Below are 25705 nucleotides of genomic sequence, written 5' to 3' on the forward strand. Positions count from 1 at the left end.
TTAAAATAATCTCGATATTTTTACATGGCCCGGTTATCATCGGGCCATGTCCGCTACCAACGTATTCCGTGTCGTCCGCCGCCGGGCCAGGCCCGGTTGTGCGCCTGCCTACGAAGCCCTGGTCCGGGCGATGTTCGACGATGCAAGACGCTTCCCGGGCTATCTTTCAGCCGAATTGATCCCGCCATTGTCCCCGGAGGGGGAATACCAGATCGTCCAGCGGTTTGCGACGGCTGGCGATCTGGCGCGCTGGAACGATTCGCCGGTGCGTGCCGAATGGATGGAAAAACTCCATGCCGTGGCCGAAGGTGAACCGGAATATCGTCTGCTCCACGGCCTGGAAGCCTGGTTCGCCCCCGCCGAATTGCCGGCCGCCAGGCTGCCGCCGCGCTGGAAAATGGTCGTCGTCAGCTGGCTCGGCATCTTTCCGCTGGTCGCGCTGTTGCTCAGCTTGCTGGCGCCCTTGCTGCAGGATCTTCCCTTTTTGCCGCGTGTCGGGGTGTTGACCGCGCTGGTCGCGATCCTGATGAGCTATGTCGTGATGCCCAGGCTGACACGCTGGCTGGGCTGGTGGATCCGGCGCTAGGAGCGGATTCACCAGCATTTGCTTCGGTTGCCGTCGATATTGTCGGGATCGCTTCAGCGTTCTTCCTGGCGGGCTGCCAGTTCTGCCGCCCGGCGGATGCTGGCCGGCACGCCGCCAATGCCCCAGCGGTCTGGGTGGGCATGGGCGATGTAGACGCGGATGCGCTCCGGGGCGACGTCGAGCAGGCGGGCGGTGATGGCGGTCAGTTCGGCGATCACCCGGTGCAGTTGCTCGGTCGTCCGGCCTTCCATCAGGACCATGCGGATGAAGGGCATCTCGGCGTCGTGGCGGGGTGTTTGTGCCAGTACCTCGTCGGCCGGCTGGCCGTTGATGCCCCACAGTTCGGGGTCGATTTCAGTGACCCAGACTTCCAGGCGGTCCTTCGGGGCGGCGAGGATTTCCGACAATGCGTTGGAGGTTTCGCGGATCCATTGCTTGAGGTTTTCGCGCGGATGGCCGGCGAGGGCGTGCAGGTTGGCGACGGGCATGTTTTTTCTCCGTTTTTCAAGGTAGACCGCGCCGACGGCCGGCGTCGAGCATCAGGCTGGAGCCGGTCATCGCCTCGGCTTCCGAGGCGAGCAGCAGGCTGACTGCCCAGGCGATCTGGGCCGGCGTGCTGAGGATGCCGAGCGAGGATTCGGCACGCATTTCGTCGAGCACCTCGTCGGTGCTGCAGTTGCGCTGTTCGGCGCGGGTGGCGGCGACCCGGCGCAGGCGTTCGGTGTCGGCCGGGCCGGGGACGATGGTGTGGGCGGTGATGCCGCGCGGGCCGTAGGCCAGGCTGAGCTGGCGTACGACGTTGAGGATGGCGGCGTTGGCGACCCCGGCGGCGGCCGCGTAGGCGGTTGGTTCCAGCCCGTAGTGGCCGCCGATGGCGACGATGCGCGAACCGGTTGCCAGCTGCGGATCGGCTGCCCGCACCAGGCGCAAAAGTCCGCCGACCTTGATGTTGACCGCATCGACCATCGATTCGGTCGGCGCCGTCAGGATGCCGCCGGCCACCGCGACGCCCGGGCCATGCACGACCATGCGCACCGGCCTGTCGATGGCGGCGGCGATGGCGGCGATCGCCGAATCGTTGCCGATGTCGGCGGCACAGGCACGCACGCCTGGGTATTGCGCGGTCAGCGCCTGCAGGCTGGCGGCTGAGCGGGCGACGGCAATGACGCCGAGGCCGGCGTCGAGCAGGCGTTGGGTGATCGCCGTGCCAAAGGCGCCGGTGGCGCCGACCAGGATGGCGCAGGCTGCGCGTTCGGCGTAGGGCGTCATGGCGCGACTCCCGCTGCCGCGTCCTGGAGCAGGCCGCGTTCCTTGGCCATGGTCATCGCGGTGTCGACGATCATGTCTTCCTGGCCGCCGATCATCTTCTTGCGGCCGAGTTCGACCAGGATGTCGCGGGCCGGGATGCCGAAGCGTTCGGCAGCGCGGTTGGCGTGCAGCAGGAAGGTCGAATAGACGCCGGCGAAACCCAGCGTCAGCGACGAACGGTCGACGCGAACGATGTGGTCCATCAGCGGGAAGATCAGGTCCTCGGCCATGTCCATCAGCTTGAACAGGTCGCAGCCGGTGTCGATGCCCATCCGCTCGCAGACGGCGACGAAGGCTTCGAGCGGCGTATTGCCGGCGCCGGCGCCCAGCCCGCCGACCGAAGCGTCGATACGGCTGGCGCCGGCCTCGATGGCGGCGATCGAGTTGGCAATGCCTATGCCCATGTTGTGGTGGCCGTGAAAGCCGATCCCGGTTTCCGGTTTGAGCACGGCACGCAGCGCCGAGACGCGGGCCTTGACGTCGGCCGGCAGCATGTAGCCGGCGGAGTCGGTGATGTACACCGTCTGCGCGCCGTAGGACTCCATCAGCTTGCCCTGCTGCGCCAGGCCTTCCGGCGTGTTCAGGTGGGCCATCATCAGGAAGCCGGTACTGTCCATGCCCAGCTTGCGGGCGTAGGCGATGTGCTGCGGCGAGGTGTCGGCCTCGGTGCAATGGGTGGCGACGTGTACGCTGCGCGCGCCGCAGTCGTAGGCCGATTGCAGTTCGCGCATGGTGCCCAGCCCGGGCAGCAGCAGGACCGAGACCTTGGTGCGCTTGACCGCGCTGCACACGGCGCTCAGGTATTCCTCGTTGCTGTGCGGCGCGAAGCCGTGCTGCAGCGAATTGCCGCCCAGGCCGGCGCCGTGCGTGACCTGGATGTAGGGCACGCCGGCATCGTCGAGCGCGCTGGCGATCCTGATCATCTGCTCGACCGACATCTGTTCGCGCTTGGCGTGCATGCCGTCGCGCAGGCACATGTCGTGGACGATGACCTTGCGGCCTTTCAGATCAACTTCACTCATGCTGCCACCTCCACGGGCTTGAGCGGGATGCTGCCGGCCAGGATTTCCTCGGCGAACATTTCAGCGGTGCGCGTGGCGGCCGCGGTCATGATGTCGAGATTGCCGGCGTACTTGGGCAGGTAGTCGCCGAGGCCGGCGACTTCCATGAACACGGTGACGCGCTTGCCGTCGAACAGCGGCCCATTGACCAGGCGGTAGCCGGGCACGTATTTCTGCACTTCCTTGATCATCGCCAGCACCGATTCGGTGACGCGCGCTTCGTCCGGCGTGTCGTCGGTCAGGCAGGAAATGGTGTTGCGCATCAGCATCGGCGGTTCGGCCGGGTTGATGATGGCCAGCGCCTTGCCCTTGCGGGCGCCGCCGACGACCTCGATGGCGTTCGACGTGGTGTAGGTGAATTCGTCGAGATTGGCGCGGGTGCCGGGGCCGATCGACTTCGACGCCAGGCTGGCGACGATCTCGCCGTAGGCCACCGGCTGGATGCGCGACACGGCATGGACGATGGGAATCGTCGCCTGACCGGCGCAGGAGATCATATTGACGTTCATCTCGACCTTTTTTGCGTGTTCGCGCAAGTTGACCGGAGGAACGCACAAGGGGCCGATGGCGGCCGGCGTCAGGTCGATCACCATCACGCCGAGTTCGTTCAACTTGCGCGAGTTCTCGGCGTGGACGTAGGCCGAAGTGGCGTCGAAGGCGATCTGGATGTTGTCTTCCAGCACGTAGGGGAGCAGGCCGTCGACACCGGCAGCAGTGGTCTTCAGGCCCATCGCGCGGGCGCGGGCGAGGCCTTCGGATTCGGGGTCGATGCCGACCATCCACACCGGTTCGAGCACCGGGCTGCGCTGGATCTTGTAGATCAGGTCGGTGCCGATGTTGCCGGAACCGATCAGCGCACAGCGTATTTTTTTCATGTAAACCTCGTTGGGATCAGAGCTTGATGCAGACGTTGCGGGTCTCGGTGTAGAACTCCAGCGAATGGACGCCGCCCTCGCGGCCGATGCCCGATTGCTTGGAACCGCCGAAGGGCGTGCGCAGATCGCGCAGGAACCAGCTGTTGACCCAGGTGACGCCGACCTCGACGCGCTCGGCGACGCGGTGGGCGCGCGACAGGTTGTCGGTCCAGATCGTCGTCGCCAGACCGTAGTCGTTGGCGTTGGCCAGGTCGATGACCTCGTCTTCGCTGTCGAATGGGCGGATGTGGCAGCACGGGCCGAAAATCTCTTCGCGGACGACCGCCGCGGTTTCCGGCAGGCCGGTCCAGATGGTCGGCTGCACCCAGCTGCCGCCGGCCAGTTCGGCCGGCATGTCGGGTACGCCACCGCCGGTGACCAGTGTGGCGCCTTCGTCGATGGCTTTCCGGTAATAGGAGAGCACCTTGTCGCGATGCTCCTGGCTGATCAGCGGGCCGTAGGTGCTGGCGTGGTCTTCCGGGCGGCCGTAGCGGACGGCTTCAGCACGGGTTTTCAACGCGGCGACGAAGCGTTCGAAGATCGGCCGTTCGACATAGACGCGTTCGGTGCCCAGGCAGACCTGGCCGGTGTTGAGGAAAACCGAGCGGAAAATGCCGTCGACCGCAGCATCGAAATGGCAGTCGGCGAAGACGATGCCGGCATTCTTGCCGCCCAGTTCGAAGGACACGTCGCGCATGCCTTCGGCGGCGGCTTTCATGATCGCCGTGCCGGTGCGCGTTTCGCCGGTGAAGGTGATGGCATCGACGCCCGGGTGACGGGTCAGGAATTCACCGGCGGCGTTGGGACCGAAGCCGTTGACCACGTTATAGACACCCTTGGGAATCCCGACCGTATTCATCACCTCGCCGAGCAAGGTTGCGGTCAACGGCGTTTCTTCGGAAGGTTTGACGACCACGGCGTTGCCGCAGGCGAGCGCCGGCCCGACCTTCCAGGTCATCAGCAGGAAGGGCGCATTCCACGGCGAGATGACGCCGATCACGCCTTTGGGATTGCGGATGGCGTAGTTCAGCGCGCCGCGCCCGTCGGGCGTCGCCATGCGGAAGGATTCGGCGGCAACGTTCTTGACGACGTCGGCGAAGATCTTGAAATTGGCAGCGCCGCGCGGGATGAAAACCTGTTCGATGACGTGCGCCGGTTGTCCGGTATCGGCCATCTCGGCGGCGACGAAGTCGTCGAAGCGGCGGGTGATTTCGTCGGCGACACCGTACAGCAGGTCGACGCGTCGCTCGATGCTCAGCTTGCCCCATTCTCCTCGCATGGCGCTGCGGGCAGCCGCGACGGCTGCGGCGATATCGGCCCGGCCGGCTTCGGCGATTTTTGCCAGCGGCCGGCCGTCGACCGGGGAATACTTCGTGAAATGGGAGGCATCGGCAGCGGCGGTGAATTCGCCATCGATGAAATGAAGGATGTGTCTGCTCTGATCCATGATGTGTATCGCTGGATGGGGTCGATCGGCATGCCGGCGTTCGCCGGCATGGCGCGCTGGGTCGGTGGCGGCGAGCCGTCAGGTCACGACGGTCAGGAAAGTCTCGTGCAGCTTGCGCTGCGGATAATCCAGGCCGCCGCCGGCGCCCAGGCCGTCGAAGGTCCAGGTCGTCGGTTCGTAGTCGGGGTAGGGCTGGTAGCCGCCCATGAAGGTCTCGAAACGGTTGCCGGACGGGTCCCAGGCGTAGATCGTGCAGCCGCGGGTGATGCCATGGCGGGTCGGGCCAATGTCGATCGGCACGTTGTTCATCGACAGGATGTCGCTGGCGCGCAGCACTTCCTCCCAGCTATCGAGCAGGAAGGACAGGTGGTGCAGTTTGCCGGGCTCCGGATGCTCGACGAAGGCGATGTCGTGTACCTTGTGCGAGCAGGACAGCCAGACGGCCGCGCTGTTTTCGTTGTCCGGTGCCAGTACGTGTTCGACCAGATAGAAGCCGAGCACTTCGGTGAACAATTTGTGGACGGCGGCGACATTGGGTCCGTAAAGCAGGCAGTGATCGAGGCGCACCGGCGCAATGCCGTTTTCCGAGGCCTTGGTCCAGGGGGCTGGATTCGGCACCTGCAAGCCGTTGCCGACCGCCTGTTTCTCGGCATAGAGCTCGATCAGGTGGCCCGACGGCGTTTCGAAGCGGACCCGCTCGCCGGTGCCGAGCATTTCACCGGCCGGGATGCGCTCGGTATTGACGCCCCAGGCGCGCAGATCGGATTCCAGCTTGTCGAGCGTCGCCCGGTCGAGCACCTTGAAGCCGAAGAAGTCGATACCGGCGCGGTCGGCCTGGCGCAGCACGACGCTGTTGTGATCGCGCTCGTCCCAGCATTTGAGATAGACCCGACCCTGGGCGTCGCGGCCGGTTTCGACCAGCCCCATGATGTCGCGGTAGTGATGAACTGCCTCATCCAGATCCAGCACACGGATTGCGCCGTGCCCGGGGCGCAGAACGCCTGTCATTGCCATTGTCTTAGCTCCTTTGGTAGTGGTGGTGGGTAATGGGCCGTTCGTCGACAGCCTCTGCTTATTGCATTTCGTTCAATACGTGCCGGGCGCTCCGCCGGCGCCGTGGCCCGGTTTGTAGCAGTCGAGCAGCGCACCGGTAGCCGCGCTGAGCAACAGTGCATCGACGCCGACGGCGACAAAACCGGCGCCGGCAGCCAGGTAGCGTTCGTTCAGCTGCCGGTCGCTGCACAGCACGCCACCGGCCTTGCCGGCGGCACGGGTGCGGCGCAGCCCGTCTTCGATGGCGGCGACGATCCGCGGATGGGTCGACTGGCCGAGATGTCCATAGGACGCCGCCAGGTCGGCCGATCCGAAAAACACCCCGTCGACGCCGTCGACCGCAAGAATGCGATCCAGGCTCTCGTATCCGGCCCGGGTTTCGACTTGCACCAGCAGACACATTTCGGCGTCGGCGCGATGCGCGTAGTCGTCGATCCGTCCCCAGCGCGACGCGCGGGCCAGCGCGCTGCCGACGCCGCGGATGCCGGCTGGCGGGTAGCGCATCGCTTCGACCAGCCCGCGGGCCTGTTCGGCCGAATCGACCATCGGAACGAGTAGCGTCTGGACGCCGGTTTCCAGCAATTGCTTGATCAATACGTGATCGCCCTGCGGCGGCCGGACGACCGGCTGGACGGGGTAGGGGGCAATCGCCTGCAACTGGGCCAGGATGCTGCGCAGATCGTTGGGGCCGTGTTCGGCATCGATCAGCAGCCAGTCGAAGCCGGCGCCGGCGCAGATCTCGGCGCTGAAGGTTTCACCCAGGCCGAGCCACAGCCCGATCTGTCGGCAATCGGCCTGTAGCGCTTTCTTGAACCGGTTGACGGGCATTTCCATGGCAATTCACCTGGCAGCGATCGTTGCGGATACCGGAAAAACGGCTTTCCGGCGGCTTGCAGGTCAATTTAAGGTGATGCGGGAAATACCGTCCAATACCATTGAAATCGGCGCCTGATACGGAAAAGGTATGTTTTGTCGGCAAGCGCTGCGGCCGGCGGGCATTACGGCCGGGCGGCCGTTTTTTCCCGGAATTCGCGGATCGTCTGCAGGAAGCCGAGAAGGAGCGGCGAATCCTCGTCGGTGCGATAGATGCAGCTCAGGTCGACCACGGCATCGGGCGCGTTCGCCAGGCGGCGGTAGGCGACGCCGGGTACGCTCAGACTGCTGGCTGCCTCGGGGACGAGGCTCAGGCCGAAGCCGGCAGCCACCAGCGCGACGCTGGTCGGCGCGTCGCCGACTTCCTGGGCGACCTTCGGTTCGAAACCCTCGCCGGCGCATAACGCCCAGACCTTGTCGATGAAGCTGGGACGGCTGCCGCCGGGAAACAGGATCAGCGGCTGGCCGGCCAGTTCCTTGAGCAGGATGGCCGGTTTTGCGGCGAGCGGGTGTTTTTCGTTGACCGCCACCATGATGCTTTCAAGCATCACCGGTTCGCTCGAAATATCCGGCAGCGGCGCCAGCATGCGGTTGAATCCGGCCATGATGCGGCGCTGGCGCAAGGCTTCGATCTGCTCATTCTTGTTCATCTGGTGCAGGGCGATCTGCACGTCGGGATGGGTGGCGCGAAAGGCATGCAGGACTTTCGGGATGACATCGAGAATGCCCGAACCGAAAATCCCGATATCCAGCTTGCCGCGCTTGCCCTGGCCGGCTTCGCGTACCCGTTCGATCGATTGCAGCATCAGGTCGCGGATGTTGCGCGCGTCGCGCAGGAACATTTCGCCGGCCTGGGTCAGTTCGACGCCGCGCGGCGTGCGCAGGAAAAGCTGGGTGTCGAACTCCTCTTCCAGTTGCTGGATCTGGCGGGTCAGCGGCGGCTGGGAAATGTGCAGGCGGGCGGCTGCACGGCCGATGTTCAGTTCCTCGGCGACTGCAATGAAGTATTTCAGCTGGCGGAATTCCATGCTTTCAAGCGCCTTCCTTCTTCTTCAGCCGGTATTGCAGTTGCGGCCGGGTGATCCCCAGGGCCCGCGCGGCACAGGCCAGATTGCCGTCGGCACGGCCGACGGCTTCGTCGATCAGCCGGGTTTCCAGTTCTTCGAAGGCGATGCCGCTGTCGAGAATGGCATCGATCAGGCTGTCGACCGGACAAGGGGCGGTACGGGCTTCGAGGTTGCCGGACGGATCGATCCGGGTTTCGTCGTATTCGCTGTCGGCGATGTTGGCGAACAGGTGTTCGAGCTCGATCCATCCTCCGTTGGGGGCGAGGATGATGCCGCGTTCGATCATGTTTTCCAGTTCCCGGACATTGCCCGGCCAGCGGTAGTTCTTGATCGCCCGCATGGCCTTGTCGCTGATGCCGAGCAGCTTTTTCTCGTAGAGCGTGCAGAAACGGGCAAGCATCGCTTCGATGAGCAGCGGAATGTCGGCCAGCCGTTCGCGCAGCGGGGGAATCTGGATCGGGTAGACGCTGAGCCGGTAATAGAGGTCGGAGCGGAAGCGTCCTTCCTTGACGGCCGTCTGCAGATCGACGTTGGTGGCTGCGACCAGCCGGATGTTGAGTTTGCGCACGCGGTCGTCGCCGAGGCGCTCGATCTCGCCTTCCTGCAATACGCGTAACAGCTTTGCCTGGGCGGTCAGCGGCAGTTCGCCGATTTCGTCGAGGAACAGCGTTCCGCCGTCGGCGCGTTCGAACTTGCCCATGCGCGAGGTCTGGGCGCCGGTGAACGCGCCTTTCTCGACCCCGAACAGTTCCGACTCGATCAGGTCGTTCGGCATCGCCGCACAATTGACGGCCACGAAGGGGCCTTGGCGACGGTTGCTCATCTGGTGCAGGGTGCGCGCAAAGCGCTCCTTGCCGACGCCGGTCTCGCCGAGCAGCAGCACCGTGACCTGGGTGCCCGAGGCACGGCTGACCAGATCGTAGGCCTGCAGGAATCCCTTTGAGTTGCCGACCATCTGCGGTACCTGGCTTTGCTGCGAGATGGTGCTGCGCAGGTAATCGACCTGATGGCGCAGTTCCAGCAGGTGATTGAGGATGGAGTCCGATTCGAAATAGCTGGCGTGCTGGTCCGCGTCTTCCCATTCCTCGAGCGGCTTGCCGACGATCCGGCAGGCGTTGTGACCGCAGGCGACGCACTCGACTTCCTTGAACAGGATGAAACGTCCCATGAAGGCCGAGGTATAGCCCGATGCGTAACCGATCTGGGACCAGCAGACCGGTTCTTCGGAAAGACCGAGTTCGCGCAGATGGATGTCCTGTTCCCAGGAGTTTTCCCAGAGAAATTCGCCGGAGAAGCTGCCTTTCTCGAAATCGATCTGCATGTGCACCGGCGTGACGCGTACCACGCCTTCGAGCATGTGCAGTTGCGGACCGGTGAAGAAGGCATCCTGCAGCGACTGGTTGCCGCGGATGCGTTTGGCCAGTTCGGCATCGCTGGCGCCGGCGGCATATCCCATGCGGGTCAGCAGGCGGCGGGCGTGTTCCTTGCCGACGGAGCCGACCAGTTCGCGGCGCAAGGCACCCAGCGCCGAGGTATGCATGAGGACCATGCGATGCTCGGCGAGCCAGATCGTTCCATCCTTCTCGCAGAACCTGACCAGATTGCGCAGGTCGTTGGATTCCGGGTAACGAATTATCGTCATCTTGTCTCTCTATTGCGGATCGGCGATCCACTTTTGGTTATTTTTGTGCCGTTGACCGTAGCCATCGTCGATGACGATAGGTCTGTCAAATTTCTCGAGATTATTTCATGGTTTCACCGTGAAAGGGGATTCGGGCCGGTGCGCGTCGCGGGCCTCCGGTGCATCGGACCGGAAGTCGGCCAGGTTGATCATTTGGTTAATTAATGGGAAATCAATTTACCAAATCATAATCTTGCGCCGCAGCAAAATCGATGATGCCTTATGGATAATAGAATTAAAACAATGGCTTGATAACTGGCACGCTCCTTGTTTATAGCAGTCGGCGGGCAGCAGTCGATTGGCTGTCCTGATTTTCAGGAGACAAAGATGAGGCAGCAACAGCAGTCGGTCAGTGTTTTCGATGCCGGACGGCGTTACGTCCGTATCTGCGGCAGGCGGGCGGACGGTTTCGTCGAATTCGAGTTTTCGATCGGCGATCCGGAACTGGCGGTCGAACTGATGTTGCCGGAGTCGGCGTTTCACGAATTCTGTCTGGCCAACGAAGTGATCATGCTCGACCCGCTGGCCGGGCAGGGCGACTGGGTTTCCCGCCTCAACGACGCGTCGCGTCAGGGCTTCGAAGACGCAGTCTGAACATCCCGGTCGACGGGAACAACAATAGGAGACAAACGATGCAGATCGATCTGCGCACTGTGGCAATCAAGCCGTTGCGCCAAACCTTCGACCATCTGGTCGAACGCTTCGGCGACAAGCCGGCCAGCCGTTATCAGGAAGGCAGCTACAACATCCAGCAGGAAAGCATTTTCCATTATCGGCCGGCATGGGATGCCGACCGGGTGTTGTTCGACAAGAAACGCACGCAGATCCGGATGAAGGACTGGTACGCGCTGAAGGATCCGCGACAGTTTTACTACGGGGCCTACACCATCGCCCGGGCGCGTCAGCAGGAAGCTGCGGAGTCGAGTTTCGACATGATCGAGGAGCGCGGCCTGGCCGAGCTTTTGCCCGTCGAGCTCAAGCAGCTTGCCCTCGACATCCTGTTGCCGATGCGCCACGTTGCGTGGGGCGGCAACATGGGCAATGCCTACATCAGCGCCTACGGCTACGGCACGGTGATCACGCAGCCCTGCCTCTATCACGCGATGGATCATCTCGGCGTGGCCCAGTACCTGACCCGCATCGGGCTGGTGCTCGACGGTCCGGAAGCGCTGGCAACGGCCAAGGAAGCCTGGATGTCGGGTCCCGACTGGCAACCGATGCGTCGCCACGTCGAGAACCTGCTGGTGCTGGAGGATTGGTTTGAGATCTTCGTCGCCCAGAACCTGGTGCTCGAAGGATTGCTCAATCCGATGCTCTACGACCATCTGGATGCCGACTTCTCGGCCAAGGGGGGCACGGCGATCTCGATGATGACCCGGTTCATGGCCGAATGGTCCACGGAAACGGCCAAGTGGATCGATGCGCAGATCAAGGCGGCTGCGGCCGAGTCGCCGGAGAACCGGGATGTGTTGAGTGCCTGGGTCCGGCAGTATCGGGCGGCCACCCTGGAAGCGCTGGCGCCGATCGCCGGCCGCGCCTTCGGCGAACATGCCGACGAGACGCTGGCCGAACTGCGTGCCGAATTCAACAACCGCTGCAACAAGCTCGGCCTGAGCGTCTAGGAGCCCGCATGTCCACCGTTTTCATCGCATTCCAAACCAACGAGGAAACGCGGCCAATCATCGAGTCGATCCTCGAAGACAACCCGCATGCCGTGCTCGACGAGCAACCGGCCATGGTCAAGATCAACGCCGAAGGCAGTCTGGTCATCCGGCGCGCGTCGATCGAAGAACGTATCGGTCGCGATTTCGATCTGCAGGAACTGCAAGTCAACCTGATCACGCTGTCCGGCAATCTGGACGAAGACGACGATCAATTGACGCTGGCCTGGAAAAACTGAACAAGGAGATTCCTCATGGACATGAAAGCCAACAAGAAAAAACTGGGCCTCAAGGAAAAATATGCCCACATGACGCGCGGTCTCGGCTGGGAAACCACCTATCAGCCGATGGACAAGGTATTCCCGCAGGCGACTTTCGAAGGCATCAAGATTCACGACTGGGAAAAGTGGGAAGACCCGTTCCGCCTGACCATGGATGCCTACTGGAAATACCAGGCCGAGAAGGAGCGCAAGCTCTACGCGGTGCTCGATGCCTTCGCCCAGAACAACGGTCACCTCGGCATCACCGATGCCCGCTACCTGAATGCAGTCAAGCTGTTCCTGACCGGCATCTCGCCGCTGGAGTACGTTGCCCACCGCGGCTTCGCGGCGGCCGGCCGCAACTTTCCCGGGGTCGGGCCGCGCGTGGCCTGCCTGATGCAATCGATCGACGAGATTCGCCATGCGCAGACACAGATTCACGCGCTGTCGAACTACAACAAGTTCTACGAAGGTTTCCATGCCGGTGCCACGCATCAGATCGAGCGTGTCTGGTACCTGTCGGTGCCCAAGTCCTTCTTCGACGACGCCTTTTCGGCCGGCCCCTTCGAATGGATGATCGCCATCGGCTTCTCCTTCGAATACGTGCTGACCAACCTGCTGTTCGTGCCCTTCATGTCGGGCGCCGCCTACAACGGCGACATGGCGACGGTGACCTTCGGCTTCTCGGCGCAGTCCGACGAAGCCCGCCACATGACGTTGGGCCTGGAATGCATCAAGTTCATGCTCGAGCAGGATCCGGACAACCTGCCTATCGTCCAGAAGTGGATCGACAAGTGGGCCTGGCGCGGCATCCGCGTGCTGACCCTGGTCGGCATGATGATGGACTACATGCTGCCGAAGCGCGTGATGAGCTGGAAGGAAGCCTGGGAAATCTACTTCGAGCAGAACGGCGGTGCACTGTTCAACGACCTGGCCAAGTACGGCATCAAGGTCCCGGAATGCATCACGCAATGCACCGTCGACAAGGAACACATCTCGCACCAGGCCTGGGCCACCTTCTACCAGTACGCCCACGCTTCGGCCTTCCATACCTGGCTGCCGAACGACGAGGAAATGGACTGGCTGTCGGCCAAGTATCCGAATACCTTCGACAAGTACTACCGGCCGCGCTTCACCCAGTGGCGCGAAATGGCCGACCGCGGTGAGCGTTTCTACAACAACACGCTGCCGATGTTGTGTCAGGTCTGCCAGATCCCGATGGTGTTCACTGAACCGGACGACCCGACCAAGATCTGCTATCGCGAATCCGAATACCAGGGCGAGAAGTACCACACCTGTTCGGACGGCTGTCAGCGCATCTTCGACGACGAACCGGAGAAGTACATCCAGGCCTGGCTGCCGGTGCACCAGATCTTCCAGGGCAACTGCTGGCCGGAAGGCACCGATCCGACGGTCGAGGGCTTCGATCCGCTACTCAAGGTGCTCGAGTGGTACCACCTGGAGAACGGCAAGGACAACATGGACTACGAAGGTTCCGGCGACCAGGCCAACTTCGCCGCCTGGCGCGGCATGGCCACCCAGAACACCTGATCAGCGAAAGCCGGGGGCCGGCGTGCCCCCGAGCAAAAACAAAAGGAGACAAACATGGCTGTCAAAGCCCTCTACGATTACCACTTCCCGGCCGCCGACACCCAGGACAAGTTCCACGGCAACCAGCTGCTTTATGTCGGTTGGGACGATCACCTGATGTTCTGTGCGCCGTTCGCCTACTGCCTGCCGCCGGAGACGAAGTTTTCCGAACTGGTCGAGCAGCACCTGCCGCATTCCTACGGTCGACACCCGGACTGGGCAAAAATCGATTTCTCGACGGTCCGCTGGCTCAAATCCGGCCAGCCTTTCGTCCCGGACATGAACAAGACGCTGGCCGAGCAGGGCCTCAGGCACAAGGATGCGCTGCGTCTGCAGACACCCGGCCTGAACGGCAACGGTACGTATTTCTGAGCCGGGGGCGGCATGAGCTACGAACTGACCATTGAACCGCTGGGCCAGACGATCGAGGTCGAGGATGGCCAGACCATCCTCGATGCCGCCCTGCGAGCCGGCATCTACCTGCCGCATGCCTGCTGCCACGGTCTTTGTGCGACCTGCAAGGTGCAGGTCACCGACGGCGAGATCGACCACGGCGAAGCCTCCACCTTCGCGCTGATGGATTTCGAGCGCGAGGAAGGCAAATGCCTGGCCTGCTGCGCGCGTCTGGAATCGGATGTCGTCATCGAAGCGGAAATCGAGGACGATCCCGATTCGCTCAACCTGCCGGTCGAGGACTATGCCGGCGAAGTCGTCCGGATCGAAGCCCTGACGCCAACCATCCGCGGCATCTGGCTCAAGCTCGATCGCCCGATGCAATTCCAGGCCGGACAGTATGTGAACCTGGAAGTCGATGCGCTGGGCGGGTTGTCGCGGGCATTTTCACTGGCCAACGCACCCCGGACCGGGGATGTCATCGAACTGAACGTGCGCATCGTACCGGGCGGCCAGGTCACGAGCTGGTTGCACGAGTCGCTGGCCGTGGGCGACCGCTTGCGTCTGAGCGGTCCTTACGGTCGCTTCTTTGTGAAGAAATCGGCCGAGCTGCCGATGATCTTCATGGCCGGCGGCTCCGGGCTGTCCAGTCCGAAATCGATGATCGAGGATCTGTTGAACGACGGGTGCACACTGCCGATCACGCTGGTCTACGGTCAACGCAGCCGGGTCGAGCTTTATTACGACGCGGAGTTCCGGGCGCTGGCCGAACGTCACCCGAACTTCACCTATGTGCCGGCCTTGTCGGACGAGTCGTCGGACAGCGACTGGCCCGGCCAGCGCGGTTTCGTCCACGAAGCTGCCAAACGGCATTTCAACAACGATTTCCGCGGCCACAAGGCCTATCTGTGCGGCCCGCCGGCGATGATCGAAGCCTGTGTGGCAACGCTGATGCAGGGGCGTCTGTTCGAGCGCGACATCACCATGGAGAAGTTCTTTTCCGCGGCCGATGCTTCGCAGCAGCTCAAAAGTCCGTTGTTCCGGAATATCTGAGCGGACCGGGGGCGAACATGATCTATTTCAATGTGCTGATCGAGGAAACGGGCGAGGTCTTTCGTTGTGCGCCCAGCGAGTCGCTGTTGGCCGGCATGGAGCGCCTCGGCAAGAAAGGCATTCCGGTCGGTTGCCGGGGCGGCGGTTGCGGCGTCTGCAAGGTGGAAATCGTTGCCGGCACCTATCTGAAGCGGGTGATGAGCCGCGATTACGTGAGCGCCGAGGAAGAAGCCGAAGGGCGTGTCCTGGCTTGCCGGGTCAGGCCGACCAGCGACATCCGCCTGCGGGTGTTGGGAAAAATGGCGAAAAACGTCTGTCGACCGCAGCCGGCCGTGCAACCGGCGTTTTCGCCGGGCCCTTGAAGGCCGTGCCCGGTTCAGGCCGGGTTTTTCCGGTTCAGTTGCTCGGCCGGAATGGCCTGAACCGAGCGGAAGGTCAGCAGGATGTGTTCGGAGAGGATTGCCGCAGCACCGTCGGCATCGCGCCGGATGGCTGCCTGCAGCAAGGATTCGTGCTCGCTATGGATGTCGCGCGGAATCGGCTGCAGGTAAAGCGACAGGCGTCGGTAGCGCTCGGCCTGCTGGTAGAGGAGGGAGAGGAAATGCTTGAGCCAGCGCGACGGGCAGGCCGAGATCAGTACCTCGTGGAAGATCCGGTTGCGTTCTTCCCATTCCTCGCGCGATTCGCTGCCGATGCGCTTTTCCTCCGCCCGTGCCAGGCGGTGAAAGGCGGCGACCAGGTCGGCTTCCCAGGCATCGTCGCCGATGGCGATCGACTGTCGCAGCGCTTCGCATTCCAGCATGACGCGGGTGCGCGTGATGTCGTCGAAGTCGGCCAGGGAGACCGGCGCCACCCGGAATCCCCGCTGTCCCTGGCTGACGACCAGCGCATCCGAGATCAGCAGCGACAGCGCCTCGCGCAAAGTCCCCGCGCCGACGCCGTAATTGTCCTTGAGATGCTCGACGCGGAGCTTTTCCCCCGGCGCCAGGCGGCCTTCGATGATGTCGCGGCGCAGGGCCCGGTAGGCCCCTTCGGCCAGGGTTTTCGGTTCGATCGCCAGGCCGTCGCTGGCGCTGCTGATATTCATGATGTTTGGGTGGCTGCTGAAAGTGGCGCGATTTTACCGCGGTAGGCTGGATTTTCGATCATCTTAAAAATCTCGAGAAAAAATGTTGACATCGAGATTGTCACAAAATATCGTAATAGTAAATTGATTGCACAACAGTGCGGTCACCACACCAAAGAAAGAGGAGCAGACAAATGGCAATGACTGGCGTACTTCGTCCCGGACACATTCAGTTGAAAGTGCTCGATCTCGACGAGAGCGTGGATTTCTATTCGAACGTGCTGGGGCTTGCCGAGACCGGCCGCGACGCTCAGGGCCGCGTCTATTTCAAGGCCTGGGACGAGCGCGATCACCACAGCGTGATCCTGCGTCAGGCCGATAGCGCCGGTATCGATTTCTTCGCCTTCAAGGTCGATAGCGAAGCCTCTCTCGACAAGTTCGAGAAGGATCTCAACGCCTATGGCGTGGCCACCCGCCGCATTCCGGCCGGCGAACTGCTGGAAACCGGCGAGCGCGTCCGCTTCACGCTGCCGACCGGCCACGACATCGAGCTGTACGCCCACAAGAGCGAAATCGGCAACGGCCTCAGCGACGTCAATCCGGAAGCCTGGACGGCCGCCGCCGAGAAGGGCATCGCCCCGATCCGCCTCGACCACTGCCTGCTCTACGGCCCGGACATCGAGAAGGCGCAGGCCATCCTGCAGGACGTGCTGGGCTTCTACCTGGTCGAACACATCCAGCTCGAAGACGGCAAGACCGACCTGGCGATCTGGCTGTCCACGTCGATCAAGGCGCACGACATCGCCTTCGTCCGCCATCCGGAACCGGGCAAGCTGCACCACGTCTCCTTCCTGCTGGAAAGCTGGGAGAAGGTGCTGCGCGCCGCCGACCTGATGTCGATGAACCGCGTCTCCATCGATATCGGCCCGACCCGCCACGGCGTCACCCGCGGCACGACGATCTACGCCTTCGATCCCTCGGGCAACCGCTTCGAGACCTTCTGCGGCGGTTATCAGTGCTATCCGGACCAGAAGCCGACCAAGTGGACCATGGACGAAGTCGGCGCCGCTGTCTTCTACCACGACCGCAAGCTCAACGAGCGCTTCCTGACGGTGGTCAGCTGATGCAGGTCATCCTCAGCCTGCCGGGCATCACCGACGAGGCGGCGGCTACCGCCTGCCGTGCGGCGGTAGCCCATGCCGCCGTTCGCGGCTGGCGGATCAACGTTGCCGTCGTCGATCGCGGCGGCAACCTGATGGCGTTTCTTCGCCAGCCCGGCGCCTTCATCCACTCGATCCAGATTGCCATCGACAAGGCCTATACCGCCGCCAGTTTCGGTTTTCCGACCAAGGCCTGGATGGGGGCGGTCGGACGCGACGAGGGAATGAAGTTCGGCTTTGCCAGCCAGCCGCGGCTGATCGTTTTCGGTGGCGGCCTGCCGGTACCCGGCGAGGGTGGCGAGTGGATCGGCGGTATTGGCGTTTCCGGCGCCTCGGAGAGCGAGGACGAGGAATGCGCCCGGGCAGGCCTGGCCGCCATCGGACTGGCCTGACAGAACAACAACGGATAAGGAATCCAAAGGGAATGAAACAGATCCTGAATTTCATCAACGGCGAATTCGTCGCCACCGCGCGTCAGTTCGAGAAGCGGACGCCAACCGACAATTCGCTGATCGCCATGGTGCACGAGGCCGGCAAGGCCGAGGTCGATGCCGCGGTCCGTGCCGCGCGCGCGGCGCTTGATGGTCCGTGGGGCAGGATGACCGTGGTCGAGCGGACCGACATCCTCAACAAGGTCGCCGACGAGATCAATCGCCGCTTCGACGAATTCCTCGATGCCGAATGCGCCGATACCGGCAAACCGAAGAGCCTGGCGTCGCATATCGACATTCCGCGTGGCGCCGCCAACTTCAAGATCTTCGCCGACGTGATCAAGAACGCGCCGACCGAATTCTTCGAAATGGCCACGCCGGACGGCAAGGGAGCGCTGAACTATTCGACGCGTCGCCCGGTCGGCGTGGTCGGCGTCGTCTGCCCGTGGAACCTGCCGTTGCTGCTGATGACCTGGAAGGTCGGCCCGGCACTGGCCTGCGGTAATGCGGTGGTCGTCAAACCTTCGGAAGAAACGCCGTCGACCGCAGCATTGCTCGGCGAAGTGATGAACGCCTGTGGCGTGCCCAAGGGCGTCTACAACGTCGTCCACGGATTCGGCCCGGCTTCGGCCGGCGAATTCCTGACCACCCATCAGGGCGTCAATGCCATCACCTTCACCGGCGAGACGCGTACCGGCGCGGCGATCATGAAGGCCGCCGCCGAGGGTGCCAGGCCGGTGTCGCTGGAAATGGGCGGCAAGAACCCGGCCATCGTCTTCGCCGATGCCAATCTTGAGGTCGCCATCGAGGCCACGCTGCGCTCCTGCTTCTCGAACTGCGGCCAGGTCTGCCTGGGGACCGAACGCGTCTATGTCGAGCGTCCGTTCTTCGACACTTTCGTCGCCGCACTGAAGGTCGGGGCCGAAAAGCTGAAGCTGGGTGTCCCGTCGGATGCGAGCGCCAACATGGGACCGTTGATCAGCCAGGAACATCGCAACAAGGTGCTGTCCTATTACGCGAAGGCGGTCGACGAAGGTGCCAGCGTGGTCACCGGCGGCGGTATTCCAGAGATGCCGGGCGAACTGGCCAACGGCGCCTGGGTGCAGCCGACCATCTGGACCGGGCTGGACGACAACGCCGCCGTGGTTCGCGAAGAAATTTTCGGGCCCTGTACGACGGTGATGCCGTTCGACAGCGAAGAGGAAGTCATTGCGCGCGCCAACGGCACCGACTACGGCCTGGCCGCCTCGGTGTTCACCCAGGACGTCAACCGCGCCCACCGCGTCGCCGGCCGCATCGAAGCCGGCCTGGTCTGGGTCAACAGCTGGTTCCTGCGCGATTTGCGCACGCCGTTCGGCGGTGCCAAGCAGTCCGGCATCGGCCGCGAGGGTGGCGTGCATTCGCTCGAGTTCTATACCGAACTCAAAAACGTCTGCATCAAACTGTAAGGCGAGCCATGTCCGCGAATGCCCCGGAAATCGGCCAGCGCATCGTCGCTGCCGGCATCGAGACCAACTACCACGATGTCGGCAGCGGGGCGCCGGTGCTGCTGATCCACGGCTCCGGGCCGGGGGTAACCGCCTGGGCCAACTGGCGGCTGGTCCTGCCGGAACTGGGCAAGACCTGTCGGGCCATCGCGCCCGACATGCTCGGCTTCGGCTATACCGAGCGGCCGGCCGCTCGCGACTACAGCATCGACGCCTGGGTCGCGCACGCCGTCGGTCTGCTCGACGCGCTGGGCATCGAACGGACCGATCTGGTCGGCAATTCCTTCGGCGGCGCCATCGCGTTGGCGCTGGCCATCCGTCATCCGCAGCGGGTGCGCCGGCTGGTGCTGATGGGCAGCGTCGGCGTGCCGTTCGAGATCACGCCGGAACTCGACGCGGTGTGGGGCTACCAGCCGTCGCTGGCGGCGATGCTCGACCTGCTCGACATCTTCGCCCACGACCGCGGGCTGGTGACCGACGAACTGGCGGAACTGCGCTACCAGGCGAGCATCCAGCCGGGCTTCCAGGAATCGTTCGCGGCGATGTTCCCGGCCCCGCGCCAGCGCTGGGTCGATGCGCTGGCCAGCACCGAGGCGGACATCCGGGCGATCAAGCACAAGACGCTGATCATCCACGGCCGCGACGACCGGGTCATTCCGCTCGCCAATTCGCTGACCCTGAACCGCTGGATCGACGATTCCCGATTGCACGTCTTCGGCCGTTGCGGTCACTGGGTGCAGATCGAGCACAGCGCCGATTTCAACCATCTGGTCGGTCATTTTCTGGCCGATTGAGCAAGGAAACCTCAGAGGAAAACAACGATGGAACAAACGCAAATCCTGCAACTGGGCGACGAACTCTACGAAGCGCTGGCCAACCGCCAGACGGTCAGCCCGCTGACCTCGCGCGGCTTCGAAATCAGCATCGAGGACGCTTATCACATCCAGCAGCGGATGCTGTCGCGCCGTCTGGCCAAGGGCGAAAAGATCATCGGCAAGAAGATCGGCGTCACCAGCAAGGTGGTGATGGACATGCTCGGCGTCTATCAGCCGGACTTCGGCTACCTGCTCGACGGCATGGTGTACAACGAGGGCGAGTCGATCCCGATGGACACGCTGATCCAGCCGAAGGCCGAGGGCGAGATCGCTTTCGTGCTCAAGAAGGACCTGATGGGCCCGGGCGTCACCAATGCCGACGTGCTGGCCGCGACCGAAGGCGTCATGGCCTGTTTCGAGATCGTCGATTCGCGCATCGAGAACTGGAAGATCAAGATTCAGGACACCGTTGCCGACAACGCTTCCTGCGGCGTCTTCGTGCTCGGCGACCGGCTGGTCGATCCGAAGTGTCTGGACCTCACCCTGTGCGGCATGGTCGTCGAGAAGAACGGCGAGATCATCGGTACCGGCGCCGGTGCCGCCGCCCTCGGCTCGCCGGTCAACGCCGTTGCCTGGCTGGCCAATACGCTGGGCCGTCTGGGCATTCCGTTGAAGGCCGGCGAGGTCATCCTGTCGGGATCGCTGGCACCGTTGTTCCCGGTTCGGGCCGGCGACAGCCTGCGCGTGACCGTCGGCGGCGTCGGCGGCTGCTCCGTGCGTTTCGTCTGATTGCTGCGGTCGACCACCATGGATCTGCAAATTTCCGGCAAGCGCGCCCTGGTCAGCGGTTCGACCCGTGGCATCGGTTTCGCCATCGCCGCCGAACTGGCGCGCGAAGGGGCAAAAGTGACCCTGAACGGTCGTCGACCGCAGGATGTCGAGGCGGCCGTCGAGCGGCTGAAAGGCCTCGCTCCACAGGCCGAGGTGGATGGCATCGCCGCCGACCTCGGCACGGCCTACGGCGTCGCCGCGCTGAGCGCGCAACTGCCGGCCGTCGACATCCTGGTCAACAACCTCGGCATCTTCGATCCCTCGCCCTTCGACGCCATTCCCGACAGCGAATGGCTGCGTTTCTTCGAAGTGAACGTGATGAGCGGCGTGCGCCTGTCGCGCCACTACCTGCCGGGCATGAAGGCCAACCGCTGGGGCCGCGTGGTCTTCATTTCCAGCGAATCCGGCATCAACACGCCGGGCGAGATGGTGCATTACGGCATGAGCAAGTCGGCCCAGCTCGCCGTCTCGCGCGGCCTGGCGCAGGACTGCGCCGGTACCGGCGTGACGGTCAACGCCGTGCTGCCCGGCCCGACGCGCTCGGAAGGCGTCGCCGATTTCTTCGGCAAGCTCGCCGCCGCCGAGGGCATTCCTCTGGCCGAGATGGAGCAGCGCTTCTTCGCCGAGGCCCGTCCGACTTCCCTCATCAAACGCATGATCGACCCGGCCGAAGTCGCCGCGCTGGTCGCCTACGTCTGCAGTGGCCGCGCCGCCGCGACGACGGGGGCGGCGCTGCGCGTCGAGGGCGGGATCGTCTCCACCATCTGCTGAACCCCCTGACAAGGAAAAACCCCATGACCAACAAGATCAAATGCGCGCTGATCGGTCCCGGCAACATTGGCACGGACCTTTTGTACAAGTTGAAGCGCAGCCCCTTTTTGGAACCGGCCTGGATGGTCGGTATCGACCCGGAATCGGAAGGCCTGAAGCGCGCCGCCGAGCTGGGCCTCAAAGTCACCGCCGGTGGCGTGGACGGCCTGCTGCCGCACGTCAAGGCAGACAACATCCAGATCGCCTTCGACGCGACCAGCGCCTACGTGCACGCCGAGAACAGCCGCAAGCTGAATGAACTGGGCGTGCTGATGATCGACCTGACGCCCGCCGCCATCGGTCCCTACTGCGTGCCGCCGGTGAACCTCGCCCAGCACGTCGGCCAGCGCGAAATGAACGTCAACATGGTCACCTGCGGTGGTCAGGCCACCATTCCCATGGTCGCCGCCGTCTCCCGCGTCCAGAAGGTCGCCTACGGCGAAATCGTCGCCACCGTCTCCAGCAAGTCCGCCGGTCCCGGCACGCGCAAGAACATCGACGAATTCACCCGCACCACCGCCGGTGCAGTGGAAAAGGTCGGCGGCGCCGCCAAGGGCAAGGCCATCATCATCATCAACCCGGCCGAGCCGCCGCTGATCATGCGCGACACCGTGCACTGTCTGACGGTCGACACCCCGGATCAGGCAAAAATCACCGAATCCATCCACGCCATGATCAAGGAAGTCCAGAAGTACGTGCCCGGCTACCGCCTGGTCAACGGCCCGGTCTTCGACGGCAACCGCGTCTCCGTCTTCCTCGAAGTGCAGGGTCTCGGCGACTTCCTGCCGACCTACGCCGGCAACCTCGACATCATGACCGCCGCCGGTGCCCGCACCGCCGAGATGTTCGCCGAAGCCATCCTCAAGGGCGAGCTGACGCTGCAGCCCGTGGCCGCCTGAGACAAGGAGAGAAGACATGACCCTGCAAGGCAAACAAATCACCCTCCACGACATGACCCTGCGCGACGGCATGCACCCGAAGCGCCACCAGATGACGCTGGACCAGATGGTCGCCATCGCCAGCGGCCTGGATGCAGCCGGCGTGCCGCTGATCGAAGTCACGCACGGCGACGGCCTGGGCGGCTCCTCGGTGAACTACGGCTTCCCGGCCCACACCGACGAGGAATACCTCGGCACCGTCATCCCGAAGATGAAACAAGCCAAGGTCTCGGCACTGCTGCTGCCCGGCATCGGCACCGTCGACCACCTGAAGATGGCGCGCGACCTGGGCGTCAACACCATCCGTGTCGCCACGCACTGCACCGAAGCCGACGTCTCCGAGCAGCACATCACGCTGGCCCGCAAACTCGAGATGGACACCGTCGGCTTCCTGATGATGAGCCACATGAACAGCCCGGAAGGTCTGGTGCAGCAAGCCAAGCTGATGGAAGGCTACGGTGCCAACTGCATCTACGTCACCGACTCGGCCGGCCACCTGCTGCCGGAAGGCGTCAAGGCCCGCCTGGGCGCCGTCAGAGAAGCGCTGAAGCCGGAAACCGAACTGGGCTTCCACGGCCACCACAACCTGGCCATGGGCGTTGCCAACTCCATCGCCGCCATCGAAGTCGGCGCCAACCGCATCGACGCGGCCGCCGCCGGCCTGGGCGCCGGTGCCGGCAACACGCCGATGGAAGTGCTGGTCGCGGTGTGCAGCCTGATGGGTATCCAGACCGGCGTCGACGTCGCCAAGATCACCGACGTCGCCGAAGACCTGGTCGTGCCGATGATGGATTTCCCGATCCGCATCGACCGCGACGCGCTGACGCTGGGCTATGCCGGCGTCTATGGCTCCTTCTTGCTGTTCGCCAAGCGCGCCGCCGTCAAGTACGGCGTGCCGGCCCGCGAGATTCTCGTCGAGCTCGGCCGCCGCGGCATGGTTGGAGGACAGGAAGACATGATCGAAGACACCGCCATCACCATGGCTCGCGAAAGAGGACTGCTCGCATGAAGCTCGACCAACAAACCATCGCCCAACTCGCCGAACACCTGGAAAACGCCGAGTTGCAGGCCCACGACGTCCTGAAGATCACCGACGACCATCCGGAGATGGACTGGGGCGACGCCTACGCGATCCAGAACGAAATCCTGCGTCGCAAGCTGGCGCGCGGCAACAAGGTGGTCGGCCTGAAGTGCGGCCTGACGTCGCGGGCGAAAATGCAGCAGATGGGGGTCGAAACGCCTTGTTTCGGATTCCTGGTCGACAATTTCACGGTCGACGACGGCGGCACGGTAAAAACCGCCGAACTGATCCATCCCAAGGTCGAGCCGGAAATCGTTTTCGTGCTTAAAAAGGCGCTCAGCGGCCCCGGTTGCCATGTCGGCAACGTGCTGGCGGCGACCGATTTCGTGATGCCCGGCATCGAAGTCATCGATTCACGCTATCGCGATTTCAAGTTCGACCTGAAGAGCGTGATTGCCGACAACTGCTCGTCGTCGCGTTATGCGCTGGGCGGCATGGCAGTGCCGGTGGCCGATCTCGACCTGCGCACGCTGGGCGTGGTCATGGAAAAGAACGGCCAGGTCGTGTCGATCGGGGCCGGCGCCGCGGTGCTCGGCCATCCGGCGGCAGCCGTCGCCATGCTGGCCAATCACCTCGGCGCGCGTGGCGAGGAAATTCCCGCCGGCACGATGATCCTCTCCGGCGGTGTGACCGAAGCGGTGAGCGTGGCGGCCGGCGATCACGTCAATCTGCGCATCCAGTCGCTGGGCAGCGTCAGTCTCAGGTTCGCCTGATCCGGGAGGAGGACGGAAATGCCTTTTGCCCAGATTTACCTGATCGAAGGTCGTACCGACGAACAGAAGAAGCTGCTGATCGAGAAAGTCAGCCTGGCAATGGCCGAAGCGCTCGGCGCACCGCTGGAGAACACCCGGGTCTGGATCCAGGACGTTCCCAGCGGGCAATGGGGCATCGGCGGCAAGACCGCCAGGGAACTCGGTCGCTGACACCGCGGAGGCGAGCGGGGTGGCTTCGGCTGTCCCGCTCCACCGCCGGCCCTGTTTTGACATCGATACCTGGCAAGTATCGAAAAGTTCTTCAAATGGTATTGGACGGTATGGTCAATGGCGGCCATATTGACGTCAATAAAAATATCGAGATTTTAAGATTTCCCGTGAAAGCTTCGGCTTATCGGGAAGGCAAGTCGTAAGGGGCGGTCGTCATGCGGCGCGCTTCAAAGGAGGAGGAGTTATGCGGAGGATATCTGCCACGAAACGGTTGCCTGTGGGCACCGTGCTGGCCGGCATGTTGCTGGCTGCCTGCACGCAGGCACCCGACATGTCCGGTATTGCGCACGAGCGGAATCGTTCGGTACAGCGCTACGACGTCAGCCAGGCGATCGCCAGCAACGGCGATGTGCTGGTCGTCGGTACGCAGAACGGCGTTGCCCTGGTGTCGCACGATCAGGGAAAGAACTGGGAACGAATCGTTCTGGGCCAGACCTCGCTGGTCGATATTGCGGTCTGCAAGGACAAGCGTTTCGTTGCCATCGACCACTATCACAAGGTCTGGTCGGCCGATGCACAAGGCAGGAACTGGCAATCGGTTCCGTTGGCACAACCGCATACGCCGCTGGCGGTGACCTGCAGCCCCCAGGGGGACTGGTGGGTGGCGGGAACAAATGCGGTGATTGCCGCCAGCAGCGATGCCGGCAAGACGTGGCGCACCACCGATTTCGGCGAGGACACCCAGATCACGGCGATCCAGTTTGTCGACGACAGGCACGCCTTCGCCCTGGGTGAGTTCGGCCTGCTGCTGACCTCCGCCGATGGCGGCGCCAGCTGGCGCAAGGGACCGGCGCTGCCCGGCGAGTTCTATCCCTACGCGGCGCTGTTCCGCAACGACCGGGAGGGTTGGGTCAGCGGCATTGCCGGTCAGGTGCTGCATACGGTCGACGGCGGCGCCAGCTGGAAAAAGCAGGTCAATGCCACGCAGGTCTCCCTCAATCGTCTGTTCATGCACGACGGTGTGCCGCACGCGGTGGGCAATGCCGGGGTGGTTGCTCGTCTCGTCGGCGACACCTGGCGTGCCGTGCCTTATCCGGACCCGGTGCCGGTCTTTCTCGGCGGCGGTGCTTCGCTGGCCGATCAGAAAGCCATCGTCATCGGTGGTCCGGGCGGTCTGTTGCGTGCGCTGGCCAGCGCGAATCAAGAATAAATTCCG

Annotated in this window: 29 protein-coding genes; 19 read left to right on the plus strand and 10 right to left on the minus strand. The window is 63.5% G+C overall.

The genetic code is table 11. The annotated features are described in order from the left end of the window. Positions 1-46 precede the first annotated feature (46 nt). Positions 47-586: an antibiotic biosynthesis monooxygenase gene (locus L0962_RS11190; RefSeq protein ID WP_234086516.1), complete on the plus strand. Its 540-nt coding sequence runs from the start codon at positions 47-49 to the stop codon at positions 584-586. Between the two features lie 53 nt (positions 587-639). Here the strand turns inward: L0962_RS11190 and L0962_RS11195 are convergent, their stop codons facing one another. From L0962_RS11195 to L0962_RS11235, 9 genes are all read right to left on the minus strand, one after another. After that, entirely contained in the window at positions 640-1074 is a 435-nt protein-coding gene (locus L0962_RS11195; protein WP_234086517.1) for a tautomerase family protein, read from the minus strand. Positions 1075-1090: 16 nt separating this feature from the next. Further along, positions 1091-1855, minus strand: a complete 765-nt coding sequence (locus L0962_RS11200) for an SDR family NAD(P)-dependent oxidoreductase (protein ID WP_234086518.1) — start codon at positions 1853-1855, stop codon at positions 1091-1093. After that, the gene (gene dmpG / locus L0962_RS11205) at positions 1852-2916 is read right to left on the minus strand and encodes a 4-hydroxy-2-oxovalerate aldolase (protein WP_234086519.1); all 1065 of its coding nucleotides are present in this window, start codon (positions 2914-2916) and stop codon (positions 1852-1854) included. The genes L0962_RS11200 and dmpG (L0962_RS11205) overlap by 4 nt, the downstream gene beginning before the upstream one ends. After that, a complete protein-coding gene (locus L0962_RS11210) occupies positions 2913-3830 on the minus strand; it encodes an acetaldehyde dehydrogenase (acetylating) (protein WP_234086520.1) in 918 nt (305 codons plus the stop codon). Before L0962_RS11210 ends, dmpG (L0962_RS11205) begins: the two co-directional genes overlap by 4 nt. 16 nt (positions 3831-3846) lie before the next feature. Further along, positions 3847-5316, minus strand: coding sequence for a 2-hydroxymuconic semialdehyde dehydrogenase (locus L0962_RS11215; RefSeq protein ID WP_234086521.1), 1470 nt, complete (start codon positions 5314-5316; stop codon positions 3847-3849). Positions 5317-5394: 78 nt separating this feature from the next. Next, complete coding sequence (locus L0962_RS11220; protein ID WP_234086522.1) at positions 5395-6330, minus strand: catechol 2,3-dioxygenase; 936 nt, start codon at positions 6328-6330, stop codon at positions 5395-5397. A 72-nt stretch (positions 6331-6402) separates the two neighbouring features. Next, on the minus strand, positions 6403-7203 hold the full coding sequence (gene hpaI, locus L0962_RS11225) for a 4-hydroxy-2-oxoheptanedioate aldolase (RefSeq protein ID WP_234086523.1): 801 nt from the start codon (positions 7201-7203) through the stop codon (positions 6403-6405). 164 nt (positions 7204-7367) lie between these two features. Next, positions 7368-8270 carry a LysR substrate-binding domain-containing protein gene (locus L0962_RS11230; protein ID WP_234086524.1) on the minus strand — a complete coding sequence of 301 codons (903 nt, stop codon included), beginning with the start codon at positions 8268-8270 and terminating at the stop codon, positions 7368-7370. A 4-nt stretch (positions 8271-8274) separates the two neighbouring features. Beyond that, complete coding sequence (locus L0962_RS11235; RefSeq protein ID WP_234086525.1) at positions 8275-9951, minus strand: sigma-54-dependent Fis family transcriptional regulator; 1677 nt, start codon at positions 9949-9951, stop codon at positions 8275-8277. Positions 9952-10317: 366 nt separating this feature from the next. Here L0962_RS11235 and L0962_RS11240 point away from each other — a divergent pair, with 366 nt between their 5' ends. Genes L0962_RS11240 through L0962_RS11270 form a run of 7 tightly spaced genes read left to right on the plus strand, consistent with a single transcriptional unit; the run spans position 10318 to position 15309 of the window. Beyond that, on the plus strand, positions 10318-10584 hold the full coding sequence (locus L0962_RS11240) for a phenol hydroxylase subunit (RefSeq protein ID WP_234086526.1): 267 nt from the start codon (positions 10318-10320) through the stop codon (positions 10582-10584). Positions 10585-10622: 38 nt separating this feature from the next. Further along, positions 10623-11612, plus strand: coding sequence for an aromatic/alkene monooxygenase hydroxylase subunit beta (locus L0962_RS11245; protein ID WP_234086527.1), 990 nt, complete (start codon positions 10623-10625; stop codon positions 11610-11612). 8 nt (positions 11613-11620) lie between these two features. Then, positions 11621-11890, plus strand: a complete 270-nt coding sequence (locus L0962_RS11250; RefSeq protein WP_234086528.1) for an MmoB/DmpM family protein — start codon at positions 11621-11623, stop codon at positions 11888-11890. Between the two features lie 15 nt (positions 11891-11905). Further along, positions 11906-13462 (plus strand): aromatic/alkene/methane monooxygenase hydroxylase/oxygenase subunit alpha, encoded by a 1557-nt coding sequence (locus L0962_RS11255; protein WP_234086529.1) that lies wholly within the window; start codon positions 11906-11908, stop codon positions 13460-13462. Between the two features lie 54 nt (positions 13463-13516). Further along, positions 13517-13873, plus strand: a complete 357-nt coding sequence (locus L0962_RS11260; protein ID WP_234086530.1) for a phenol hydroxylase subunit P4 — start codon at positions 13517-13519, stop codon at positions 13871-13873. A 12-nt stretch (positions 13874-13885) separates the two neighbouring features. After that, positions 13886-14947, plus strand: coding sequence for an NADH:ubiquinone reductase (Na(+)-transporting) subunit F (locus L0962_RS11265; RefSeq protein WP_234086531.1), 1062 nt, complete (start codon positions 13886-13888; stop codon positions 14945-14947). A gap of 17 nt (positions 14948-14964) precedes the next feature. Next, on the plus strand, positions 14965-15309 hold the full coding sequence (locus tag L0962_RS11270; protein ID WP_234086532.1) for a 2Fe-2S iron-sulfur cluster binding domain-containing protein: 345 nt from the start codon (positions 14965-14967) through the stop codon (positions 15307-15309). Positions 15310-15323: 14 nt separating this feature from the next. Here the strand turns inward: L0962_RS11270 and L0962_RS11275 are convergent, their stop codons facing one another. After that, entirely contained in the window at positions 15324-16034 is a 711-nt protein-coding gene (locus L0962_RS11275; RefSeq protein WP_234086533.1) for a GntR family transcriptional regulator, read from the minus strand. A gap of 173 nt (positions 16035-16207) precedes the next feature. Between L0962_RS11275 and L0962_RS11280 the strand changes: the two genes are divergently transcribed. The 11 genes from L0962_RS11280 to L0962_RS11330 all read left to right on the plus strand — a co-directional run bounded on the left by L0962_RS11280 (position 16208) and on the right by L0962_RS11330 (position 25699). After that, entirely contained in the window at positions 16208-17137 is a 930-nt protein-coding gene (locus tag L0962_RS11280; protein ID WP_234086534.1) for a catechol 2,3-dioxygenase, read from the plus strand. Then, on the plus strand, positions 17137-17565 hold the full coding sequence (locus L0962_RS11285) for a heme-binding protein (RefSeq protein WP_234086535.1): 429 nt from the start codon (positions 17137-17139) through the stop codon (positions 17563-17565). The genes L0962_RS11280 and L0962_RS11285 overlap by 1 nt, the downstream gene beginning before the upstream one ends. A gap of 32 nt (positions 17566-17597) precedes the next feature. After that, complete coding sequence (locus tag L0962_RS11290) at positions 17598-19052, plus strand: 2-hydroxymuconic semialdehyde dehydrogenase (RefSeq protein WP_234086536.1); 1455 nt, start codon at positions 17598-17600, stop codon at positions 19050-19052. Between the two features lie 8 nt (positions 19053-19060). Then, positions 19061-19885, plus strand: a complete 825-nt coding sequence (locus L0962_RS11295) for an alpha/beta fold hydrolase (RefSeq protein WP_234086537.1) — start codon at positions 19061-19063, stop codon at positions 19883-19885. Positions 19886-19912: 27 nt separating this feature from the next. Beyond that, positions 19913-20695 carry a 2-oxopent-4-enoate hydratase gene (gene dmpE, locus L0962_RS11300; RefSeq protein WP_234086538.1) on the plus strand — a complete coding sequence of 261 codons (783 nt, stop codon included), beginning with the start codon at positions 19913-19915 and terminating at the stop codon, positions 20693-20695. Between the two features lie 18 nt (positions 20696-20713). After that, positions 20714-21508, plus strand: coding sequence for an SDR family NAD(P)-dependent oxidoreductase (locus L0962_RS11305; protein WP_234086539.1), 795 nt, complete (start codon positions 20714-20716; stop codon positions 21506-21508). Positions 21509-21531: 23 nt separating this feature from the next. Then, a complete protein-coding gene (locus L0962_RS11310; RefSeq protein ID WP_234086540.1) occupies positions 21532-22446 on the plus strand; it encodes an acetaldehyde dehydrogenase (acetylating) in 915 nt (304 codons plus the stop codon). Between the two features lie 16 nt (positions 22447-22462). Further along, entirely contained in the window at positions 22463-23494 is a 1032-nt protein-coding gene (gene dmpG, locus L0962_RS11315; protein ID WP_234086541.1) for a 4-hydroxy-2-oxovalerate aldolase, read from the plus strand. Continuing rightward, complete coding sequence (gene dmpH / locus L0962_RS11320) at positions 23491-24279, plus strand: 2-oxo-3-hexenedioate decarboxylase (RefSeq protein ID WP_234086542.1); 789 nt, start codon at positions 23491-23493, stop codon at positions 24277-24279. The genes dmpG (L0962_RS11315) and dmpH overlap by 4 nt, the downstream gene beginning before the upstream one ends. Positions 24280-24297: 18 nt before the next feature. Beyond that, on the plus strand, positions 24298-24489 hold the full coding sequence (locus tag L0962_RS11325; protein ID WP_234086543.1) for a 2-hydroxymuconate tautomerase: 192 nt from the start codon (positions 24298-24300) through the stop codon (positions 24487-24489). A gap of 277 nt (positions 24490-24766) precedes the next feature. Further along, positions 24767-25699, plus strand: coding sequence for a YCF48-related protein (locus L0962_RS11330; protein ID WP_234086924.1), 933 nt, complete (start codon positions 24767-24769; stop codon positions 25697-25699). Positions 25700-25705 lie beyond the last annotated feature (6 nt).

Source organism: Azonexus sp. R2A61 (genome assembly GCF_021401135.1).
Lineage (GTDB): Bacteria > Pseudomonadota > Gammaproteobacteria > Burkholderiales > Rhodocyclaceae > Azonexus.

Coding starts and splice junctions, on each gene's coding strand:
- hpaI (WP_234086523.1), bottom strand. CDS start 7,203: ATGGAAATGCCCGTCAACCGGTTCAAGAAAGCGCTACAGGCCGATTGC.
- L0962_RS11230 (WP_234086524.1), bottom strand. CDS start 8,270: ATGGAATTCCGCCAGCTGAAATACTTCATTGCAGTCGCCGAGGAACTG.
- L0962_RS11290 (WP_234086536.1), top strand. CDS start 17,598: ATGAAACAGATCCTGAATTTCATCAACGGCGAATTCGTCGCCACCGCG.
- L0962_RS11260 (WP_234086530.1), top strand. CDS start 13,517: ATGGCTGTCAAAGCCCTCTACGATTACCACTTCCCGGCCGCCGACACC.
- L0962_RS11195 (WP_234086517.1), bottom strand. CDS start 1,074: ATGCCCGTCGCCAACCTGCACGCCCTCGCCGGCCATCCGCGCGAAAAC.
- L0962_RS11280 (WP_234086534.1), top strand. CDS start 16,208: ATGGCAATGACTGGCGTACTTCGTCCCGGACACATTCAGTTGAAAGTG.
- L0962_RS11215 (WP_234086521.1), bottom strand. CDS start 5,316: ATGGATCAGAGCAGACACATCCTTCATTTCATCGATGGCGAATTCACC.
- L0962_RS11265 (WP_234086531.1), top strand. CDS start 13,886: ATGAGCTACGAACTGACCATTGAACCGCTGGGCCAGACGATCGAGGTC.
- L0962_RS11325 (WP_234086543.1), top strand. CDS start 24,298: ATGCCTTTTGCCCAGATTTACCTGATCGAAGGTCGTACCGACGAACAG.
- L0962_RS11210 (WP_234086520.1), bottom strand. CDS start 3,830: ATGAAAAAAATACGCTGTGCGCTGATCGGTTCCGGCAACATCGGCACC.
- L0962_RS11295 (WP_234086537.1), top strand. CDS start 19,061: ATGTCCGCGAATGCCCCGGAAATCGGCCAGCGCATCGTCGCTGCCGGC.
- L0962_RS11285 (WP_234086535.1), top strand. CDS start 17,137: ATGCAGGTCATCCTCAGCCTGCCGGGCATCACCGACGAGGCGGCGGCT.
- L0962_RS11200 (WP_234086518.1), bottom strand. CDS start 1,855: ATGACGCCCTACGCCGAACGCGCAGCCTGCGCCATCCTGGTCGGCGCC.
- L0962_RS11255 (WP_234086529.1), top strand. CDS start 11,906: ATGGACATGAAAGCCAACAAGAAAAAACTGGGCCTCAAGGAAAAATAT.
- L0962_RS11305 (WP_234086539.1), top strand. CDS start 20,714: ATGGATCTGCAAATTTCCGGCAAGCGCGCCCTGGTCAGCGGTTCGACC.
- L0962_RS11240 (WP_234086526.1), top strand. CDS start 10,318: ATGAGGCAGCAACAGCAGTCGGTCAGTGTTTTCGATGCCGGACGGCGT.
- L0962_RS11250 (WP_234086528.1), top strand. CDS start 11,621: ATGTCCACCGTTTTCATCGCATTCCAAACCAACGAGGAAACGCGGCCA.
- dmpG (WP_234086519.1), bottom strand. CDS start 2,916: ATGAGTGAAGTTGATCTGAAAGGCCGCAAGGTCATCGTCCACGACATG.
- dmpE (WP_234086538.1), top strand. CDS start 19,913: ATGGAACAAACGCAAATCCTGCAACTGGGCGACGAACTCTACGAAGCG.
- L0962_RS11275 (WP_234086533.1), bottom strand. CDS start 16,034: ATGAATATCAGCAGCGCCAGCGACGGCCTGGCGATCGAACCGAAAACC.
- L0962_RS11245 (WP_234086527.1), top strand. CDS start 10,623: ATGCAGATCGATCTGCGCACTGTGGCAATCAAGCCGTTGCGCCAAACC.
- L0962_RS11270 (WP_234086532.1), top strand. CDS start 14,965: ATGATCTATTTCAATGTGCTGATCGAGGAAACGGGCGAGGTCTTTCGT.
- L0962_RS11310 (WP_234086540.1), top strand. CDS start 21,532: ATGACCAACAAGATCAAATGCGCGCTGATCGGTCCCGGCAACATTGGC.
- dmpG (WP_234086541.1), top strand. CDS start 22,463: ATGACCCTGCAAGGCAAACAAATCACCCTCCACGACATGACCCTGCGC.
- L0962_RS11190 (WP_234086516.1), top strand. CDS start 47: ATGTCCGCTACCAACGTATTCCGTGTCGTCCGCCGCCGGGCCAGGCCC.
- L0962_RS11220 (WP_234086522.1), bottom strand. CDS start 6,330: ATGGCAATGACAGGCGTTCTGCGCCCCGGGCACGGCGCAATCCGTGTG.
- dmpH (WP_234086542.1), top strand. CDS start 23,491: ATGAAGCTCGACCAACAAACCATCGCCCAACTCGCCGAACACCTGGAA.
- L0962_RS11235 (WP_234086525.1), bottom strand. CDS start 9,951: ATGACGATAATTCGTTACCCGGAATCCAACGACCTGCGCAATCTGGTC.